At 60.2% G+C, this 15,280-nt stretch carries 14 protein-coding genes; 4 read left to right on the top strand and 10 right to left on the bottom strand.

The features are described 5' to 3' along the window. The first annotated feature begins 41 nt into the window (after positions 1–41). Positions 42–440 (top strand): YbaY family lipoprotein, encoded by a 399-nt coding sequence (locus OYW20_RS06510; RefSeq protein WP_268799896.1) that lies wholly within the window; start codon positions 42–44, stop codon positions 438–440. A gap of 44 nt (positions 441–484) precedes the next feature. Beyond that, a complete protein-coding gene (locus OYW20_RS06505; protein ID WP_268799895.1) occupies positions 485–1,174 on the top strand; it encodes a DUF4197 domain-containing protein in 690 nt (229 codons plus the stop codon). Positions 1,175–1,278: 104 nt separating this feature from the next. Here the strand turns inward: OYW20_RS06505 and OYW20_RS06500 are convergent, their stop codons facing one another. Both OYW20_RS06500 and OYW20_RS06495 read right to left on the bottom strand, forming a co-directional pair. Next, positions 1,279–4,344, bottom strand: coding sequence for an efflux RND transporter permease subunit (locus OYW20_RS06500; protein WP_268799894.1), 3,066 nt, complete (start codon positions 4,342–4,344; stop codon positions 1,279–1,281). 6 nt (positions 4,345–4,350) lie between these two features. Beyond that, positions 4,351–5,451, bottom strand: coding sequence for an efflux RND transporter periplasmic adaptor subunit (locus OYW20_RS06495; RefSeq protein ID WP_268799893.1), 1,101 nt, complete (start codon positions 5,449–5,451; stop codon positions 4,351–4,353). A gap of 93 nt (positions 5,452–5,544) precedes the next feature. On the opposite strand from OYW20_RS06495, the gene OYW20_RS06490 reads away from it, so the two are divergent. Beyond that, positions 5,545–6,195: a TetR/AcrR family transcriptional regulator gene (locus OYW20_RS06490; protein WP_268799892.1), complete on the top strand. Its 651-nt coding sequence runs from the start codon at positions 5,545–5,547 to the stop codon at positions 6,193–6,195. Between the two features lie 102 nt (positions 6,196–6,297). On the opposite strand, the gene OYW20_RS06485 is transcribed toward OYW20_RS06490, so the two are convergent. Continuing rightward, on the bottom strand, positions 6,298–7,080 hold the full coding sequence (locus OYW20_RS06485; protein WP_268799891.1) for a class I SAM-dependent methyltransferase: 783 nt from the start codon (positions 7,078–7,080) through the stop codon (positions 6,298–6,300). Positions 7,081–7,178: 98 nt separating this feature from the next. On the opposite strand from OYW20_RS06485, the gene OYW20_RS06480 reads away from it, so the two are divergent. Further along, the gene (locus OYW20_RS06480; RefSeq protein WP_268799890.1) at positions 7,179–7,808 is read left to right on the top strand and encodes an energy transducer TonB; all 630 of its coding nucleotides are present in this window, start codon (positions 7,179–7,181) and stop codon (positions 7,806–7,808) included. 39 nt (positions 7,809–7,847) lie between these two features. Here OYW20_RS06480 and OYW20_RS06475 read toward each other — a convergent pair whose 3' ends face one another. From OYW20_RS06475 to ppc, 7 genes are all read right to left on the bottom strand, one after another. Next, entirely contained in the window at positions 7,848–8,546 is a 699-nt protein-coding gene (locus OYW20_RS06475; RefSeq protein ID WP_268799889.1) for an extensin-like domain-containing protein, read from the bottom strand. A gap of 2 nt (positions 8,547–8,548) precedes the next feature. Beyond that, a complete protein-coding gene (locus tag OYW20_RS06470) occupies positions 8,549–9,382 on the bottom strand; it encodes an isocitrate lyase/PEP mutase family protein (protein ID WP_268799888.1) in 834 nt (277 codons plus the stop codon). Between the two features lie 97 nt (positions 9,383–9,479). Then, positions 9,480–10,343 carry a DUF72 domain-containing protein gene (locus tag OYW20_RS06465; protein WP_268801064.1) on the bottom strand — a complete coding sequence of 288 codons (864 nt, stop codon included), beginning with the start codon at positions 10,341–10,343 and terminating at the stop codon, positions 9,480–9,482. A gap of 2 nt (positions 10,344–10,345) precedes the next feature. Continuing rightward, the gene (locus OYW20_RS06460) at positions 10,346–10,636 is read right to left on the bottom strand and encodes a hypothetical protein (protein WP_268799887.1); all 291 of its coding nucleotides are present in this window, start codon (positions 10,634–10,636) and stop codon (positions 10,346–10,348) included. Between the two features lie 287 nt (positions 10,637–10,923). Then, positions 10,924–11,598 carry a tRNA (adenosine(37)-N6)-threonylcarbamoyltransferase complex dimerization subunit type 1 TsaB gene (gene tsaB / locus OYW20_RS06455; protein WP_268799886.1) on the bottom strand — a complete coding sequence of 225 codons (675 nt, stop codon included), beginning with the start codon at positions 11,596–11,598 and terminating at the stop codon, positions 10,924–10,926. Positions 11,599–11,690: 92 nt separating this feature from the next. Continuing rightward, the gene (gene adk / locus OYW20_RS06450; protein WP_268799885.1) at positions 11,691–12,338 is read right to left on the bottom strand and encodes an adenylate kinase; all 648 of its coding nucleotides are present in this window, start codon (positions 12,336–12,338) and stop codon (positions 11,691–11,693) included. A 284-nt stretch (positions 12,339–12,622) separates the two neighbouring features. Further along, entirely contained in the window at positions 12,623–15,259 is a 2,637-nt protein-coding gene (gene ppc, locus OYW20_RS06445) for a phosphoenolpyruvate carboxylase (RefSeq protein WP_268799884.1), read from the bottom strand. Positions 15,260–15,280 lie beyond the last annotated feature (21 nt).

Genomic DNA, 15,280 nt, shown 5'->3' with positions numbered 1-15,280 from the left:
AAGCGCGCCTTGCGAGTGCCTGATGATAAGGAGATCTTTGCATGAAACCCATTTTCCTGACGCTGATGGCCACCCTTCTGGCGGCCTGCGCAAGTACGCCCGATAACGTCGGCGGCCGCCTGGACGGCGAGGTGTTCTACCTGCAACGCATCGCGCTGCCGCCGACTGCGACACTGACCGTCAGCCTCCAGGACGTGTCCCTGGCAGACGCCCCGGCGCAAACGTTGGCCAGGCAAAGTGGTCCGATCAAGGGCCAGGTCCCGCTGCCGTTCCATCTGACGTACGATCAGAAACAAGTCGTGGAAGGCCACACCTATGCGGTCAGCGCACGCATTGAAGTGGACGGCAAACTGTTGATGATCAGCACCGAACGCTACAGCGTTGACCTGAGCCGGGAAGAAAAACCGCCTGTTCGCATCCGGTTGAATCCGGCACGCTAAGCTTCACTACCTCGATCCCTATTGCTTAGAAAAGGACGCCGCTCATGCTGCCTCGCTCCCTTACGTTAACCGGCCTGTGCGCCGGCCTGCTGTTGTCAGCCAATGTCTTTGCGCTGTCGTTGAGCGATCTGTCGCAATCGGATGCTACGGGCGGCCTCAAAGACGCACTGACACAAGGCGCACAAGTGGCGGTCAAGCAACTGGGTGTGCCGGGTGGCTTCAGCAATAACCAGGACGTGCGCATCGAGCTGCCGGGCAGCCTGGGCAAAGTGGCCAAGAAAATGAAACAGTTCGGCATGGGCGCGCAGGTCGACCAGCTGGAAAACAGCATGAATCAGGCCGCCGAGGCGGCGGTGCCACAGGCTCAGGCCTTGTTGGTAGACGCTGTGAAAAAGATGAGCGTTGCGGACGCCAAAGGGATTCTCAGCGGCGGCAAGGACTCGGCCACTCAGTACTTGAGCTCGTCCAGCCGCGAACAGATCCGCGCCAAATTCCTGCCCATCGTCAAGCAGTCCACCGACAAAGTCGGGCTGGCGCAAAAGTACAACGCCTTTGCCAGTCAGGCCGCTACCCTGGGCGTGCTGGACGCCAAGAGCGCCAACATCGAAGGCTACGTGACCGAACAGGCACTCAACGGCTTGTTCGAGATGATTGCCAAACAGGAAGAAAGCATCCGCGCAAATCCGGCCGGCGCTGCGACCAGTCTGGCGAAAAAAGTGTTCGGCTCGCTATAACACCTGACACCTTACCTACAAGGAGCCAACTTGTTGGCGAGGCGTCTTTCGTGTCGAAACAGGAATGACGCTTCGCGAACAAGTTCGCGCCTACAGAATTGTTATCACTCTGCCTTCTTCACGCGAAACCATGCCGCATACAGCGCAGGCAAAAACAGCAAGGTCAGCGCTGTCGCCACAATCAGCCCCCCCATGATCGCCACAGCCATCGGGCCGAAGAACACGCTGCGTGACAGCGGAATCATCGCCAGCACAGCGGCAAGCGCGGTCAGAACGATCGGCCGGAAACGCCGCACCGTCGCCTCGATGATCGCCTGCCATTGGTCCAGCCCACTGGCGATGTCCTGCTCGATCTGGTCCACCAGAATCACCGAGTTGCGCATGATCATCCCTGACAACGCGATGGTCCCGAGCATTGCCACGAAACCGAATGGCTGTCCGAAGATGAGCAGGAAAAACGTCACCCCGATCAAGCCCAGCGGCGCGGTCAAAAACACCATCACCGTGCGTGAAAAACTGCGCAGTTGAATCATCAGTAACGTTAGCACCACCACAATGAACAGCGGCACACCGGCATTTACCGAATTCTGTCCGCGAGCAGAGTCTTCCACAGTCCCGCCAACGTCCAGCAGATAGCCGTCAGGCAGCTCAGCGCGCACCCCTTCCAGCGTCGGCAGGATTTGCTTGACCAAGGTTGCGGGCTGTTCTTTGCCGTAGATATCGGCGCGTACAGTCACGTTGGGCAGGCGGTTGCGGTGCCAGATGACGCCCTCCTCAAAGCCGTATTCCAGCGTCGCCACCTGGGACAACGCAACGCTGCTGCCGTTGGCAGTCGGAATCGACAGGCTCGACAACGCGCCCAACTCTTGCCTCTCGTGTTCGGTGCCGCGCATCAGTATTTCAATCAGCTCGTCGTCCTCGCGGTATTGGCTGACGCTTGACCCGGTGAGCTGGCTCTGCAGGAAGCGCGACAAGTCAGCGGTGGTTACGCCCAGCGCCCGCGCGCGATCTTGATCGATGTTGAGATAAACGACCTTGCTCGGTTCCTCCCAGTCCAGATGCACGTTCGCGACATGGGGATTTTCACGCACCTTGGCCGCCACTTTGCGAGCCAGTGCCCGAACCTCATCGATATGCTCGCCGGTCACCCGAAACTGCACGGGATAGCCCACAGGCGGGCCGTTTTCCAGGCGCGTTACGCGAGGGCGCAGCATCGGAAACTGCTCATCCAGCGTACCGATCAGCCAGGTTCGCAGGGCTTCGCGGTCTTCGATGGTTTTGGCCAGCACCACAAATTGCGCGAAGCTTGCTGCGGGCAATTGCTGATCCAGCGGCAGATAGAACCGCGGCGAGCCGGTGCCCACGTAAGCGACGTAATTCTCCACGCCCTCATGGCCTTTGATCATGGCTTCCAGCCGCTTGACCTGCTCGGTGGTGCTGTTCAACGAGGCACCTTCTGCCAGCTTCAGATCGACCATCAACTCAAGTCGTCCCGAGGCCGGGAAGAACTGCTGCGGCACGAATCGAAACAGCGCTATCGATGCCACGAACAGCAGCAGCGTCAGGATGATCACCGTTTTGCGCCGGCGTACACACCAGCCCACCAATCCTCGTACACGCCGGTAAAACGGTGTGCCATAGGGATCGGGCGCATTTGCGGAGCCATGCCGGGCAGCGTGGATTTTGGTCAGATCGGGCAGCAGTCGCTCACCCAGGTACGGCACGAACACCACCGCTGCGACCCATGACGCGAGCAGCGCGATGGTCACCACCTGAAAGATCGAGCGCGTGTACTCGCCAGTGCTGGATTGGGCGGTGGCAATCGGCAGAAACCCTGCCGCCGTAATCAGCGTGCCGGTCAGCATCGGAAAGGCAGTGCTGGTCCAGGCGAAACTCGCGGCCTTCATCCGGTCGTAACCTTGCTCCATTTTGATAGCCATCATTTCCACGGCGATGATCGCGTCATCCACCAGCAGCCCCAGCGCCAGCACCAGCGCGCCGAGGGAAATCTTGTGCAGTCCGATGCCGAAGTAGTACATGCACGCAAACGTCATCGCCAGCACCACAGGGATCGACAGCGCAACCACCAGGCCGGTACGCACGCCAAGCGAGAAAAAGCTCACCAGCAGCACGATGCCCAACGCTTCGGCCAGTACTTGCACAAACTCGCCGACGCCGGTTTTCACCGCAGCCGGCTGATCGGACACCTTGCGCAGTTGCATCCCGGCCGGCAGGTTATTTTGCAGGCGTGAAAATTCGTGTTCCAGCGCCTTGCCAAGGACCAGAATGTCGCCGCCGTCTTTCATCGCCACCGCCAGACCGATGGCGTCCTCATCCATGAATCGCATGCGCGGCGCCGGTGGATCATTGAACCCACGATGCACTTCGGCCAGATCGCTGATGCGCAGCGTGCGATCCCCCACCCGGATCGGGAAGTCGCGGATTTCGTCCACGGTCTGAAAACGCCCGGTCACACGCAGTTGCACGCGCTCACTCGGGGTCTCGAAGAAGCTCGCCGCGGTGACGGCATTCTGGTCCTCAAGCGCCTGCTGAACAGCCCGCATCGGCAACCCGAGGGTCGCGAGTTTGACGTTCGACAACTCGATCCAGATTTTCTCGTCTTGCAGCCCGATCAGCTCAACCTTGCCAACGTCCTTGACCCGCTGCAGCTGAATCTGGATCCGGTCGGCGTAATCCTTGAGGACGGCATAATCAAACCCCTGCCCTGTCAGCGCATAAATATTGCCGAATGTGGTGCCGAACTCGTCGTTGAAGAACGGCCCCTGCACACCCACGGGAAGCGCCTGGCGGATGTCGCCGATCTTTTTCCGGATCTGATAAAAGAGCTCCGGCAGTTTCGCCGAGACCAGACTGTCGCGCGCCACAAACGTGACCTGCGATTCACCGGGCCGCGAAAACGAGACAATGCGCTCGTAGTCGCCAGTTTCCATCAGCTTTTTTTCGACGCGATCAGTGACTTGGCGCGCGACTTCTTCGGCGCTGGCACCCGGCCAGAGGGTGCGTATCACCATGGCTTTGAACGTGAACGGCGGATCTTCGCTCTGGCCCAGCTTGGTGTAAGACAACGCGCCCACTACAGCCAGAAGGATCATCAGATACAGGACCATCTGACGGTTGCGAAGCGCCCACTCGGAGAGATTGAAACGCATCCGGGCCTACTCCTTCGCCGCCAGTTTGACCGCTCGATTGCTGCGATCCACCGGCCGTATCGTCTCCCCGTCATGCAGTACATGGACGCCCGCCGCGACCACCCAGTCGGTCGCCGAAAGACCGCTCAGCACCGGCACGGAGTCCTGTCCATAGGCGCCGACCTGAACCTCGGTGCGCTTGAGTGTGTTGTCGCTTTGCACACGCCAGACGTAGGTGAGACCGTTTTCCGCGCTCAGCGCCGACAACGGCACAGACAACGACACGCTCTGCCCGGACTGGATAAACACCCTCGCGCTTTGCCCCAGCTCGGCCGGCACCGCGCCGCCTGCGAAGGCCACCCGTGCGGCGAACGTGCGCGAACGTGGATCGGCAGCAGGAGACAACTCGCGGATGCGCCCCGGGAAACGCTGATCGCGCTGGGTCCACAGTTCGACAGACACCGGTTCGCCTATCTTGAAGCGCCCGTAATTCTGCTCCGGCAGGCTGATCAGCACTTCTCGCTCACCGTCTGCGGCGAGAGTAAACACCGTCTGCCCGGCAGCGACGACCTGGCCGACCTCCACCAGGCGCTTGGCGACCACCCCATCCTGAGACGCACGAAGCACGGCATAACCGGTCTGATTATCGGCAACGGTAAGTTCGGCCTTCAACTGACGCAGGCGCGCATCACCGGCGCGGTAAAGATTCTCGGCGTTGTCGTATTGGGATTTGCTGACCATCTGCCTATCCACAAGCGTTTTGTAGCGATCACGATCCGAGCGGACCATTTGCAGATTGGCTTCGGCGGCGGCGACCTGAGCCCGCGTGGCATCGAGTTGCAGACGGACGTCCTGGGCGTCGAGCTCGGCAAGCGGCTGATTGGCTTTGACGCGCTGGCCCTCCTCGACCAGCCGCTTGCTGACTTTGCCGGCGATACGAAATGCCAGCTCCGGCTCGAACCGGGCGCGTACTTCACCGGGATAGCTGTCCATCGATTGGGAGGAAGGCAGCGGTTGCACTACCATGGCCGGGCGTACCTTGGCCGGAACGGAAACGTCCTGACCGCAGGCAGCCAGCAACGCCACCAGGCTGACGGGAATGGCGAGGGACAGAGCATCGCGAAACATGGTGTGAGACCTGCGCAAAGGAGGGCTTGGAATAATTGTACTGCCGAGTATATTTAAAATTACCGAACTGACCAGTCCACTATTGAAATGAATATGCCTGACCCATCCTCAATCGATTCAATGCCCCCTTCCGGCCCTGGTCGTCCCAAAGATCTGGTCAAGCGCCAGGCCATTCTCGATGCTGCAAAAAACCTGTTTGTGCGCAACGGCTACGCGGGCACCAGCATGGATGCGGTAGCGTCGGAAGCCGGGGTTTCAAAGCTCACCGTTTACAGTCACTTCACTGACAAAGAGACGCTGTTTTCGGCAGCGGTCGTAGCGCGCTGCGAAGAGCAGATGCCCGAGCTGTTCATCGATCTGCCGCACCATGGGTCGGCTGAGAAAGTGTTGCTGGATATTGCCCGTGGCTTTCAGACGCTGATCAACAGCCCGGAATCGCTGGAGCTTCACCGCTTGATGATTGCGCTCGGGAGTCAGGATCCGACGCTGTCGCGGGTGTTTTTCGAGGCAGGTCCGCAGCGGATTCTTCAGGAGATGGAGCGGTTTCTGACGCGCATCAACAACACTAACGGCCTTCATTTTGATTCACCCGCCAGAGCGAGCGAGCACTTCCTCAGTCTGGTGAAGGGCGCGTGCAATTTCCGTCTGCTGATTGGTTGCGGCGAACTGCCGGACGTCAACAGCGCCGAGCGTCACGTGCAGGAAGTAGTGGCGCTGTTTTTGCGGGCTTATCGAAAGGCGTGATAAACCCTGTAGGAGCGAACTTGTTCGCGAGACGTCAGGCCTGACACACCGCGGTGGCGGATCTCGCCAACACGTTGCTCCCACAGACCGATTAGGGCCTGACTACGACTTCAGCGCTTTCTTTGGATAAATGTCGTAGCGGCTGGATTTACCGTCCAGCGCATAACCGGGTTTTGGCCCATCGATACAAGGCGCTTTGCGCGGACGTTTGACGACCACGCGGTGCGTCGCCAATGCCAGGGCGGCTTCCAGCAATGCCGGGGCGTCCATGTCATCGCCGACCAATGGCCGGAACAGACGCATTTCCTTCTTCACCAGCGCGGTTTTCTCGCGATGGGGAAACATCGGGTCCAGGTAAATCACCTGCGGCGGCTCACCTTCCCAGTTGCGGATCAGCTCGATGGAATTGCCGGTCAACAGGCGCATCTGGCTGATAATCGCGCCAACTTCCCGGTCCTGCCGTCCACGCGCCAACCCGTCCTCAAGCAGCGCCGCAATGATGGGCTGACGCTCGATCAGGCTCATTTCGCAGCCCAGGCTCGCCAGCACGAATGCGTCCTTGCCCAGGCCGGCCGTGGCATCCAGCACCTTGGGCCGAACGCCAGGTTGAATGCCGACCGCCTTGGCGATCATCTGCCCACTGCCGCCGCCGAACAGGCGCCGGTGCGCCACGGCACCCTCGACGAAATCCACTCGAACGGCGCCTGGCGCGTCATTGCCCAACTGCTGCAACTGCAGCCCTTCGTCGGCCACTTGCAGGGCAAAGTCGGCGTCGGCGTCTTCCAATGGCAAACCAAGGCGCTGCGCCCATTGCTGGGCCTGCGCCTGTCCTCCAGCACTCAGCGCCTGCACGCGAATGCGGCTGCCCGTTTGTTGCTCACTCATCGTGTCCACACGCTCAAATTTTCTTAATGATTGGCAACAACTGCCGATAACAAAAGTATCCGGCATTTTGCCAGAACCCACGGTATGTACTGAGCGCTATGTCAGACATTCAGCAATCATCCTCCATAGGTTACTTGACGTACGTAGGCGACTACAGCGTACGCAATACCCAGACCCTGAGCGGCGTGACGCAGCTCTGGCAGGATGCATTCGCGCGGGCGATGGCGCAGCAGATCGACGACACCTCAGGCGGTACCCCTGAATTCAGCGTCGAAGCAGCGACGCAAAGCATCACTGGCGAGCCTTTAGCTGGCACGAACACCCTGGGCAAAATCGTCGATCAACGCGCGCTTCCTGTTCAGGATACAGAGCGCAACCCGCCCGAGCCGCTGTTCTTGCCAATTGCCGAATTTGAATGGGATCTCGCCGACAAACCTGCCAAACCGTTCAGCGCAAGCGAGCTGATCGAGCAGCAGCGCAATCTGGAATTTGACAGCAGTTGGGTGCGCCCTACCGTGTTGACGCCCTATGACGACAGCGCCAAACCAGGGCCCGGCCCTGAACCGCGCGCATTGTTCCTGCCGATTGCCGAGCTTGAATGGGACCTGGCAGACAAACCTGCCGAGCCGCTCAGTCTCCATGAAATGATTGAGCAACAGCGCAATCTTGATTTCGATAACGGCTGGGCACGCCCGATTGTTTTACAGAACCTGCGTCAGGCGGCTTGAATACCAACCGAAACCGACGACCAACTTGCGATCAGCCCGTTAACGACACACCCGCCAGCGCCCCATGTCCAGATGAAAGTGATTACGGTGCGCGGCGTTATAGTCCGGGCTGAGCACGGTATTGAACTGCTTGCACGCTCCGTCGCGTACCTGCTTCAAGAAACGGCTGTTATCGCCCTCCTTTTCCCAGTCCCTCAGAATCGAAATACGTCGACCGTCTGCCAGTCGAAACCCGGCGATGTCGAGTGCATTGGCGCTGGCATGCTGGCTGAGTCGGCCCTCGGTTCGGTTGTAAACGTTGCGGCAGGCAAAACTCCCCAGATGATCGACCTGCGTCACCTTTTGACCGAATACCTCGCGGGCCGCTGGTTGCAGCGCATGGATGTCGAACAGCGCGTAGGCAACCGCCAGCGGGCAACTGGCGAGAAAACTGCTGCTCAGGGCGACGTCGCCGCCCTGAATACGCAGGGTGTTGCTGAGCGGGCATTTGGCATCAGCGGGACTGTCGGCCTGATGGCTAAAGCGCAGGGAAGAGGTACGAAGCGCCTGATCGCACAGCTCGGGATTGTCCTGCAGACGCGACAGTTTGTAGGCAGTCAGCAGATTGGGTTCATCACGCACGTCCAGCGGCGCCCAGGGATCCCACTGTGCAGGCACATCCAGCCAACCGCGCCAGACCGAAAACACAGCGCAGGCACCGATCAACAACAGCCCGAAAAATACCGTCGAGCCGCGCATGCTCAGCCTTTGAACAACGTGTTGAGCTGATCGAAGGGCAGTGCATCCTGCGCATAATTGAACGTACCAGCGGTACGGATTTCCTCGGCAGCGCGATAAAAGCCACCCCACGCCGCACGCGACAGCGACGACCCGACACTGATGCGCTTGACCCCGCACGCACTGAGCTCGGCCACATTGAGCGCGACGCCACCGAGCCCCATCAACACGTTCACAGGCTTGGGTGCCACGGCGCGCACTACCGCGATGATCTCTTCTCGAGTACGCAAACCCGGCGCATAAAGCACATCGGCGCCCGCATCGGCGTAGGCTTGAAGCCGCTTAATGGTGTCAGAAAGATCCATTCGACCATTCAGAAGATTCTCGGCGCGCGCGGTGAGCATGAACGGAAACGGCAAACCACGGACCGCTGCAACGGCGGCCTTCACACGCGCAACCGCCTCGTCGAATTCGTATATGGGGTGGTCCGGATGCCCGCTGGCGTCCTCGATGGAGCCACCGACGATGCCGGTCGCTGCGGCCTTGAGCAGTGTGTCGGCACAGCCCTCGGGTGAGTCGGCAAAGCAATTTTCAAGGTCTGCCGCAACCGGCAGTGCAGTGGCCGCCACGATAGTGGTGATGTTGGCGAGGGACTCATCGCGGCTGATGGCGTTTTCGGCGTCCGCTCGGCCCAATACGAACGCAAGCCCTGCGCTGGTGGTTGCCAGCGCTTCGAAGCCCATTGACGCAAGCATCTTTGCCGAGCCGGCGTCCCAAGGATTGGGAATCACAAACGCCTCTTCGCGCTCATGCAGGGCCTTGAACACGTTGGCGCGAAGAAGCTGTGAAGAATCCATTTGGAGTGCTCTCTGGGGTCGGGATGCCAGAGATTAGTGCAAATTGCTGCTCAGCAGTTCAGGCCATTGTCACGACGCAACAGTTGCCAATCATTACTCAAAGCAGACCCAGTTGTTCGACCTGTGGCCCGCGATCGAGCACCGGCAACGCTGGCAGCCCCGGCAGGAGCGTCATCAACTGCTGGTGAAAACGCTGCGCCAGTTCAGGCGCCTGGAGGTTATCCGGGGTGTGCAGGAACACGTAAGGCGTGCGCCCTTCCTCAATCCAGCCCGCCACTTTTTCCGCCCATTGCACGACATAGATATCGTTGGCCTCAAGCTCGGGGCCACCTATGAACCGAACTTGCGGAAACTGCGTCAGCGCCGCAGGCCGTGGCGGCACCTTGGGCTTCTTGGATTGGGCGTGAAGCACCGCAGGCTCGGTTGACACGCAACTGAACAGCGGACGGGAATCCAGGCAGATTCGCTCAACGCCCCGATCGAGCAACAGACGGTTGAGGTATTTCTCGTCTTCACCCTTCTGGAAAAACGCGAGGTTTCGCACCTCCACCGCCAACGGACGGTCCAGTGAATCAATGAACGCTGCCAGTTCACCGAGACGGGACGGCGTAAAACTTGCCGAAAGCTGCAGCCAGAACGGGGTCACACGCCGACCGAGCGGGGCCATGAGCTGAACGAAATCCTCAGCGGCCACCAGGTGATCGCGCAGGTCGCCGCCGTGGCTGATGTCACGCGGGAATTTGGCGGTGAAGCGAAAATGCTCGGGCAGCACGTCCGCCCAGCGCTGCACGGTGGTCGGCGCAGGACGTGCATAGAACGTGGTGTTGCCTTCGACGGCATTGAATACGCTGGCGTAAAGTTCAAGCAAGTCGCTTGGGCGGGCGTCTTCGGGGTACAGCGTCTGACGCCAGGCGCTTTCGCTCCAGGACGGACAACCGAGGTAATAAGGCGGGCTGGGGATATTCAAACGTGGAGATCGAGCCCGGCGACCTCAAGGTCCCAATCGACGAACGTGGATGTCATCAGGTAGCTGCTCAAAGCGTAGGCAACGCGAGCGCTCATGGCACGGGGGAAGATGATGTCTTGCTGCCGGGCGGGCACATTGGCTGTGCTGCCGGCTTGACGACGCGGCTGATGGGCAACCACTTCGATGTCGCTGTCCACATCTTCAAAGCTGTCGTCGACCTGCGCAGAGCCCTTACGCGGCTTGCGTTTGATCGGGTACGACTGTTGTGAGGGACCAGTGATGCGCATCGATGCTTACTCAGCGTCTTGTAGTGGCAATTTAATCTCGCCAGCAGCTTTAAAGCAAACTCGCTAATGTTAACTAGACCACAGTTATTACAGAACGTTTAAAGCCACCGGGCGGAAATAAGGCCTTTGGCGCCGAACGGTAGTGTTTTGTGTGACGTGGGTTGCAATAACAGCGTGCAGCGCTCACTTGTAGGAGCGCCCTTGCCCGAGATTACGGTGGGTCAGACAGATCAATACTAGCTGGACGGACGCTATCGCGGCCAAGCGCGCGCCTACAATCGGCGGGCTCAGCGAGCTTTGGGGGTAGCGACCTTGTCACGCAGGTAAACGGGCTGTGCGCTATCAGCAACAATAGCTTCACCGCGCGACCACGCAAATGTAGCCAGCGTCAGCAAATCCTGTGCATGGGGCAACATTGTGGCATCCGAGCCGGCCAGACTGACGGCGATGCGCTCGGCATAACCCCAGCCAGTGCCCGCACCAAACCAGTCGCCGCTGGCGTCAGCCGGTAATGCGGCACGCTCTGGCGGCAATACGGCTTCGTGGCCTAGCAAACGCATCTCACCGGATGCCTGCTGGTAGCAACCCCAATACACCTCGTCCATGCGCGCATCGATTGCGGCTGCCACTTGATGGGCACCGTGCTCGCGATAAGCACGCTGCGCCAGAACTGCCAGATTGGAAACCGGCAACACCGGACGGTCCAGGCCGAAGGCCAGCCCCTGCACCACGCCAATTGCGATCCTGACACCGGTAAATGCGCCGGGCCCACGCCCGAAAGCAATGGCATCCAGCGCCGACAGGCCAATACCCGCCTCAGCCAGCAGGTCTTTGATCATTGGCAGCAGGCGCTGGGCGTGCAGACGCGGGATGACCTCGTAGTGAGTCAGTACTTTGCCGTCGTGCAGCAGCGCGACCGAACAGGCTTCAGTGGCGGTATCCAGGGCCAGCAAGGTGCTCATCGGGGTATCCAGAGTGGGTGCAAAAAAAGTGGCGGCATTATAAACAACTACGGCCCGCAAGCGGGCCGTTGTTCATTGCGCTGCAGAATCGATCAGCTCAACGCGTCCAGCACCTTGGCAGTGATTGCTTCTACCGAGCCTAAGCCTTCGATGTGGCTGCACTTGGGCTTGCCATTCTTGGTTTCGAGTTTCTCGTAGAAATCAACCAGCGGCTTGGTCTGCGAGTGGTAGACCGACAGGCGATGGCGCACGGTCGCTTCAACATCGTCCTTGCGCTGCACCAGCGGCTCGCCGGTCACATCGTCAACGCCTTCGGTTTTAGGCGGGTTGTAGATCAGGTGGTAAACCCGGCCCGAACCTTCATGGACACGACGACCGGAAATGCGCTGCACGATCTCTTCATCATCGACCTTGATCTCGACCACGTTGTCGATGGTCAGGCCGGCAGCCAGCAGTGCTTCTGCCTGAGGAATGGTGCGTGGGAAGCCATCGAACAGAACGCCATTGGCACAATCGGGTTGCGACAGACGATCCTTGATCAGGCCGATGATCAGGTCATCGGAGACCAGGCCGCCGCTGTCCATGACAGTCTTGGCCTTCAGGCCCAGTTCGGTGCCCGCCTTGACCGCTGCGCGCAGCATGTCTCCCGTTGAAATTTGCGGGATACCGAATTTTTCGGTGATGAACTTTGCCTGAGTACCTTTACCGGCCCCGGGAGCTCCCAGCAGAATCACGCGCATTGTTGTGCTCCTCAATTTTTATAAAGATGTCGTCGGATTCGCCTCGCGGGGCCAATCTAGAAAAAAAGAAATACTGACCCAACGGCCAAAGGCTGATCAAGATACACAGCCGACACAGGCGGCACAAGCCGCCAAAAGTCGCAGTAACCCGAGATAAATCGGTAGCTTGCTGGCCTTCAGCGAGCCAGTGTGACGCGGTGCAACCCTGAGCGGTTGCACCACTTGAGATCCCCTGCGCGCCTGACACGCGAGCGCCATAACACGACGCCCGCCAGGCAACGGGCTCAGCCGGTGTTACGCAAACCGGCAGCAATCCCTGCGACAGACACCAGCAGCGCTTGTGCAAGCGGCCCATCGAGCGTGGCGTCCTGTGCACGTGAACGCGCCAACAGTTCTGCCTGCAATAGATGAAGAGGATCGAGATAGGTGTTGCGCAGACTGATGAATTCCAGGGTTTCAGGACTGTGCGCCAGCAATTTGTCCTGCCGAGTCAGACCCAATACCACCTGGCACGCCTGCGACAATAGGTCGCGCAAATGCGTACCCAAATGCTGCAGCCCGGGTTCTACCAGACGTTCGTCGTAGAGCTGGGCAATGTCGCTGTCCGCTTTGGCCAGGACCATTTCCAGCATGTCGATACGGGTTCTGAAAAACGGCCACTGCTCGCGCATCTGCGCCAGCACTTCACCGTCACCGCGCTCCAGCGCCTTGCTCAAGGCCGCTTCCCAACCCAGCCAGGCCGGAAGCATCAGCCGGGTTTGGGTCCAGGCGAAAATCCACGGGATCGCGCGCAGACTTTCCACGCCTCCTTCGCGACGCTTGGCGGGACGGCTGCCCAGCGGTAAACGGCCGAGCTCCTGTTCGGGCGTGGCCTGACGGAAATACTCAACGAACTCGGGATTCTCTCGCACCACGGCGCGGTAGGCATTGACGCCATCGGCAGCCAGTTGATCCATCATCGTGCGCCACGCAGGTTCGGGCATCGGCGGCGGTTGGAGCGTCGCTTCCAGCACGGCCGCCAGGTAGAGATTAAGGTTCTGCTCGGCGATGTCCGGCAGGCCGAACTTGAAGCGAATCATTTCCCCTTGCTCAGTGGTGCGGAAACGCCCGGCGACCGAGCCAGGTGGTTGCGACAGGATCGCCGCATGTGCCGGGCCGCCCCCACGGCCAACGGTGCCGCCCCGGCCATGAAACAGCAGCAGTTCGATTTGCTGGGCGCGGCAGATTTCCACCAGTTTTTCCTGCGCACGGTACTGCGCCCAGGCCGCCGCAGTGGTACCTGCATCCTTGGCCGAATCGGAGTAACCGATCATCACTTCCTGCGGCCCATGCAAACGCAAACGGTAGCCGGGCAGACTCAGCAACTGCTCAATCACAGGCCCTGCGTTATCGAGGTCAGCCAGCGTTTCGAACAGCGGCACGACACGCATCGGTCGTTGCAGACCCGCTTCTTTGAGCAGCAATTGCACCGCCAGCACATCAGAGGCGGCCCCCGCCATGGAGATCACGTAAGAACCCAGCGATGCCGCCGGTGCAGCAGCGACCTCGCGACAGGTCGCCAAGACTTCTGCGGTGTCGGCAGCCGGTTTGAAATGGCTCGGCAGAAGGGGTCGGCGGTTGCCCAGCTCACGCAGCAAAAAGTCGATGCGCTTGTCTTCATCCCAGTCCTCGTAACGGCCCAGGCCCAGGTAATCGGTAATCTCGGTCATGGCCGAGCAATGGCGTGTCGAGTCCTGACGCACATCGAGCTTCACCAGAAACAGGCCGAACGTGACCGCGCGGCGCAGGCAGTCGAGCAAGGGGCCATCGGCTATCACGCCCATGCCGCATTCATGCAGAGATTGATAGCAGAGTTGCAACGGGTCCAGCAGCTCGCGGTTGTTGTGTAAAACACCCACGGGCGCGGGCTGGGTCACGGCAAGCGAGGCGTGCGCCCAATTGCGCGTAGCCCGCAGGCGCTCGCGCAGTTGCTTGAGTACGGCCCGATACGGCTCAGCACTGTCGCCGGCCAGCGCGTGCAATGCCTCTGTGGCCTGCTGCATCGACAGCTCGGCGGCCAGTTGATCGACGTCGCGCAGGTAAAGGTCGGCGGCCATCCAGCGCGCCAGCAGCAATACTTCGCGGGTGACGGCAGCGGTGACGTTCGGATTGCCGTCGCGATCACCGCCCATCCAGGACGCAAACCGGATGGGTGCCGCCTCTAATGGCAAATGCAGACCTGTCGCGGCATGCAGCACCTTGTCGGCCTTGCGCAGGTAGTTCGGAATGGCGTGCCACAAGGAGTTTTCGATGACAGCGAAACCCCATTTCGCCTCATCAACCGGGGTGGGCCGCGTGCGACGGATTTCTTCAGTGTGCCAGGCCTCGGCGATCAGCAGCTGTAAACGCTCTGTGATCTGGGCACGCTCCTGACGGTTGAGGTCACGATGGTCGAGGGCAGCCAGTTGCGCTGCGATAGCGTCGTATTTCTGGATCAATGTCCGCCGCGCAACCTCGGTCGGGTGGGCGGTCAAAACCAGCTCGATTTCCAGCTTGCCCAGTTGCCGCGCGAGCGCTTCTGGCGCATGCCCCGACTGCTTGAGGCGCTCGAGCAGTTCCGGTAGCACCCTGGACTCGAACGGCAGAGGCTTGCTGTCGTCACGTCGGTGGATGAGCTGGTATTGCTCGGCAATGTTGGCCAGGTTGAGGAACTGGTTAAACGCCCGCGCCACCGGCAGTAACTCGTCTTCGCCCAAACTCTCCAGACTGGAGCTCAACTGCTCGGTGCTTTGTGTCGATGCTCGCCGCCCTGCCTTTGCACTCTTGCGAATGCGCTCGATCTTCTCGAGGAAATCAGGCCCGCGCTGGTCGCGAATGGTATTGCCCAGCAACTCACCCAGCAGGTGAACATCCTCGCGCAAACGTGCATCAATATCAGCCATCCCGCCCTTCTCCTTAGCGTT

Origin of the sequence: Pseudomonas sp. BSw22131 (assembly GCF_026810445.1) — a bacterium.
Classification (GTDB): Bacteria; Pseudomonadota; Gammaproteobacteria; order Pseudomonadales; family Pseudomonadaceae; genus Aquipseudomonas; species Aquipseudomonas huanghezhanensis.
The sequence above is the reverse complement of the archived record's forward strand: the minus strand, read 5'-3'. Positions and strand labels throughout refer to the sequence as shown.

Excerpts from the sequence above, each read along its gene's own strand:
- OYW20_RS06495 (WP_268799893.1), bottom strand. The coding sequence starts at position 5,451 with ATGTTTCGCGATGCTCTGTCCCTCGCCATTCCCGTCAGCCTGGTGGCG.
- tsaB (WP_268799886.1), bottom strand. The coding sequence starts at position 11,598 with ATGAGCACCTTGCTGGCCCTGGATACCGCCACTGAAGCCTGTTCGGTC.
- adk (WP_268799885.1), bottom strand. The coding sequence starts at position 12,338 with ATGCGCGTGATTCTGCTGGGAGCTCCCGGGGCCGGTAAAGGTACTCAG.
- OYW20_RS06500 (WP_268799894.1), bottom strand. The coding sequence starts at position 4,344 with ATGCGTTTCAATCTCTCCGAGTGGGCGCTTCGCAACCGTCAGATGGTC.
- OYW20_RS06480 (WP_268799890.1), top strand. The coding sequence starts at position 7,179 with ATGTCAGACATTCAGCAATCATCCTCCATAGGTTACTTGACGTACGTA.
- ppc (WP_268799884.1), bottom strand. The coding sequence starts at position 15,259 with ATGGCTGATATTGATGCACGTTTGCGCGAGGATGTTCACCTGCTGGGT.
- OYW20_RS06475 (WP_268799889.1), bottom strand. The coding sequence starts at position 8,546 with ATGCGCGGCTCGACGGTATTTTTCGGGCTGTTGTTGATCGGTGCCTGC.
- OYW20_RS06485 (WP_268799891.1), bottom strand. The coding sequence starts at position 7,080 with ATGAGTGAGCAACAAACGGGCAGCCGCATTCGCGTGCAGGCGCTGAGT.
- OYW20_RS06505 (WP_268799895.1), top strand. The coding sequence starts at position 485 with ATGCTGCCTCGCTCCCTTACGTTAACCGGCCTGTGCGCCGGCCTGCTG.
- OYW20_RS06510 (WP_268799896.1), top strand. The coding sequence starts at position 42 with ATGAAACCCATTTTCCTGACGCTGATGGCCACCCTTCTGGCGGCCTGC.
- OYW20_RS06460 (WP_268799887.1), bottom strand. The coding sequence starts at position 10,636 with ATGCGCATCACTGGTCCCTCACAACAGTCGTACCCGATCAAACGCAAG.
- OYW20_RS06490 (WP_268799892.1), top strand. The coding sequence starts at position 5,545 with ATGCCTGACCCATCCTCAATCGATTCAATGCCCCCTTCCGGCCCTGGT.
- OYW20_RS06470 (WP_268799888.1), bottom strand. The coding sequence starts at position 9,382 with ATGGATTCTTCACAGCTTCTTCGCGCCAACGTGTTCAAGGCCCTGCAT.